The 3,379-nt window shown below is 58.9% G+C and carries 3 protein-coding genes and 1 pseudogene; 3 read left to right on the top strand and 1 reads right to left on the bottom strand.

The annotated features are described in order from the left end of the window. The 3 genes and pseudogenes from C9413_RS29935 to C9413_RS29925 form a co-directional block, all read left to right on the top strand. Positions 1–241 (top strand): annotated as a pseudogene (locus C9413_RS29935) (polyphosphate kinase 2); the annotation flags it as partial. A 701-nt stretch (positions 242–942) separates the two neighbouring features. Next, positions 943–1,677 (top strand): SDR family oxidoreductase, encoded by a 735-nt coding sequence (locus C9413_RS29930; protein ID WP_040115520.1) that lies wholly within the window; start codon positions 943–945, stop codon positions 1,675–1,677. A 26-nt stretch (positions 1,678–1,703) separates the two neighbouring features. Next, entirely contained in the window at positions 1,704–2,981 is a 1,278-nt protein-coding gene (locus tag C9413_RS29925; protein ID WP_040115519.1) for an L-fuconate dehydratase, read from the top strand. 4 nt (positions 2,982–2,985) lie between these two features. Here C9413_RS29925 and C9413_RS29920 read toward each other — a convergent pair. Further along, on the bottom strand, positions 2,986–3,379 hold a 394-nt coding region (locus C9413_RS29920; RefSeq protein ID WP_170251318.1), incomplete at its 5' end, for a Tim44 domain-containing protein.

Genomic DNA, 3,379 nt, shown 5'->3' with positions numbered 1-3,379 from the left:
AGCCTATACCAAGGCAAAGGAAGAGACCTTCGCCCGCACGAATATCGCTGAGGCGCCCTGGTACATCGTCGAGGGCAACGACAAGAAGCGGGCCCGCCTCAACTGCATCGACCACCTGCTTAAGCAGATTCCCTACGAAGACGTGCCGCATGAGGACATCACGCTCCCAGAGCGCGTTTTTAACCCCGACTACGAACGCAAGGTCCTCCCGCCGGAGCTCTACGTGCCGCCAAAATACTGAGGCTTCCAGCACAATCCACACGACCACGGCAGCGTTATCGTCGCCAAGGGTTGTCACGTGAATCCGGGCACAATTCTGCCCACTGCTTCGGATCCGGCGGGATTACGGGCGTATTGCCAATAGGCGGTGCAGGCTTGACAAGATCTCCGTCGCCGATGGACGGCGGCTTTAGCACGCCGTTGCAATCGGACAATTTCGAGGTATCCAACCCATTCGTAGGTCCTGAATTGCCGTTCTCAAGGGCGCCCGCCCGGTTTTGATGCTGATCTGGCGCCTGGCAGCGATCCGACTGACTGGCGAGCGGTTGGGCAAACGCCAATCCGCACAAAAGTCCGACGGCACATGCGCCGGTACGCTTCGTGCCTTTGACGACATTTTCTTGAATGGAGAGCATGAACCCTCCTTCGTTCGCTGTCGGGGAAACACTTTGAAATATCGAATGTTCCAAATGAGTTCCCGCGGGCGGTCAATCGACGCGAATCGCCCGATTTTGTGCTCGATGGTTTTGTCGCTGCCAACAACGAAGCGCATATGCTGGCGTGACTTAATTGACGGCCACGTCCTGGATACAGTCTCCCATCGACGTCGAGCGAGAGACGGATTCACTATTCGATTGACACCATAAAAGCCGCCGTTCAGGTTCGGCTCCGATGAAACCGAGCTCTACCCCCACGTATTGAAAACCCTGAGAAGGCCAAGACATGACCATCACTCTTTCCGGCAAGACTGTTCTGATCACAGCGGCAGCGCAAGGCATCGGCCGTGCCAGCGCAATCGCTTTTCAGCAGGCCGGCGCCAAGGTTCACGCGACGGATATCAATGCGAATGCGCTGGCAACGCTTGCCGCCGACACCGGGGTGTCGACGCACGAGCTAAACGTGCTCGACGAGGGGGCGGTTAAGGCATTGGTCGCTGAAATTGGCGCGGTCGATGTGCTCTTTAACTGCGCCGGCTTCGTGCACGCCGGATCCATTTTGGAAATGCAGGATGCCGACCTAGAGTTCGCTTTCGACCTCAATGTAAAGGCGATGATCCGCACGATCCGCGCCGTTCTTCCCGGCATGCTGGAGCGGAAGGACGGGTCGATCATCAACATGGCTTCGGTTGCCTCCAGCATCAAAGGTGTGCCGAACCGCTTTGCCTATGGCGTCACAAAAGCGGCGGTGATTGGCCTTACGAAATCCGTTGCCGCCGATTACGTCGCCGAGGGCGTCCGCTGCAATGCCATTTGTCCCGGCACGGTCGAGAGCCCGTCGCTGCAGGATCGCATGCGCGCGCAGGGCGACTATGATGCGGCCCGCGCTGCCTTTATTTTTCGCCAGCCGATGGGTCGTCTCGGCACGCCGGAAGAGATTGCAGACCTTGCCGTCTATCTTGCCGGTGCTACCTATACCAGCGGACAGGCCTACGCGATCGACGGCGGCTGGACGATCTGACCGCCCGGCTTGTTCGGGAGGAACCCATGACGGGCATTACCGGCCTTCGTGTCTTTGATCTTCGCTTTCCCACTTCGCAGAGCCTCGACGGCTCCGATGCGATGAATCCGGACCCGGATTATTCGGCGGCCTACGTTATTCTGGATACGGACGAGCCGGGACTTTCGGGCCACGGGCTCACTTTCACGATCGGCCGCGGCAACGAGATCTGTTGCCTGGCAATAAAGGCGATGGAGCATTTGGTTGTCGGCGCAGATCTTAACCAGGTTCTTGCCAATCCAGGTGGATTCTGGCGGCATCTGACCGGCGACAGCCAGCTTCGCTGGATCGGTCCGGAGAAGGGCGCCATCCACTTGGCGACGGGGGCCATTGTCAACGCTGTCTGGGATCTTCTCGCGAAGCAGGCGGAAAAGCCTGTGTGGCGGCTGGTCGCGGAGATGGCCGCGGAGGAAATCGCGGACATCGTCGACTACCGCTACCTCACCGACGTGCTGACGCGCGAGGAGGCGGTCACAATCCTGAAACGTGCCGAGGCGGGGAAGGCTGAGCGGATCGCAACGCTCGAGAAAGAAGGTTACGCCTGTTACACGACCTCTGCCGGCTGGCTCGGATATGATGATGCAAAGCTGCGCCGTCTGTGTCAGGAAGCGATCGACGCAGGTTTCAACCATGTAAAGATGAAGGTCGGCCGCGATCTCCAGGATGATATTCGCCGTCTGCGTATCGCCCGCGAGGTGATTGGCCCGGATCGTTACCTGATGATCGATGCCAATCAGGTCTGGGAGGTCAAGCAGGCAATCGACTGGGTGAAGGAACTAGCCTTCGCCAAGCCCTATTTCATCGAAGAGCCGACAAGTCCCGATGATGTGGCCGGACACCGGAAAATCCGTGAGGCGGTCCGACCGGTCAAGGTCGCAACCGGCGAGATGTGCCAAAACCGGATCATGTTCAAGCAATTCATCGCCGAAGGCGCGATCGACATCGTGCAGATCGATTCGTGCCGCATGGGCGGCCTGAACGAGGTGCTGGCCGTGCTGCTGATCGCAGCAAAATACCGTCTGCCGGTCTGGCCGCATGCGGGCGGCGTCGGCCTTTGCGAATATGTGCAACATCTGTCAATGATCGACTACGTTGCCGTGTCGGGCAGCAAGGACGGCCGCGTGATCGAGTATGTCGATCATTTGCACGAACACTTCCTCGACCCGTGCGTGATCAAGGACGCAGCCTATATGCCGCCGTCAAAGCCTGGTTTTTCAACTGAAATGAAGGCGCAGTCGATTACCGACTACACCTTCAAGGGCTGATATTTCAGGCAGCGCGCTGCTCTGTGCTCTGAATGGCGGCAAGCTTCCAGTCGCTGCCGGTTCTGCGTACAAAGGTCCAGATTTCGGTGCTTTCGCCGGGGTGGCGATCGTCACCGGAAACGAGGCGGCCGCTATCGCGATCGACCATGGCGTCGATCGACGAGTAGCGCATGGCAAGCGTTGCATAATCCTGACCGTCCTCGCGCCAGGCTTCGGCAATGTCACCCTGCAGCAGTTTGACCTCCGAGACGCGGTTGCGCACGCCGTTGGTGGCATTTTCGCCGAGTTCTTCGGCGAGATAAGACATGGCTTCGGGCGTAGTCAGCTTGCGCAACGTACTATAGTCCTCGGCGCCGTAGGCGGTCTGCACCTTGGTCAGCAGCTCCTCGAACTGATCC

The sequence above is a fragment of the Rhizobium sp. SEMIA 4085 genome (assembly GCF_013004495.1).
GTDB lineage: Bacteria > Pseudomonadota > Alphaproteobacteria > Rhizobiales > Rhizobiaceae > Rhizobium > Rhizobium gallicum.
Note: the sequence above shows the minus strand (reverse complement) of the source record. Positions and strands in the feature narration are given on the sequence as shown.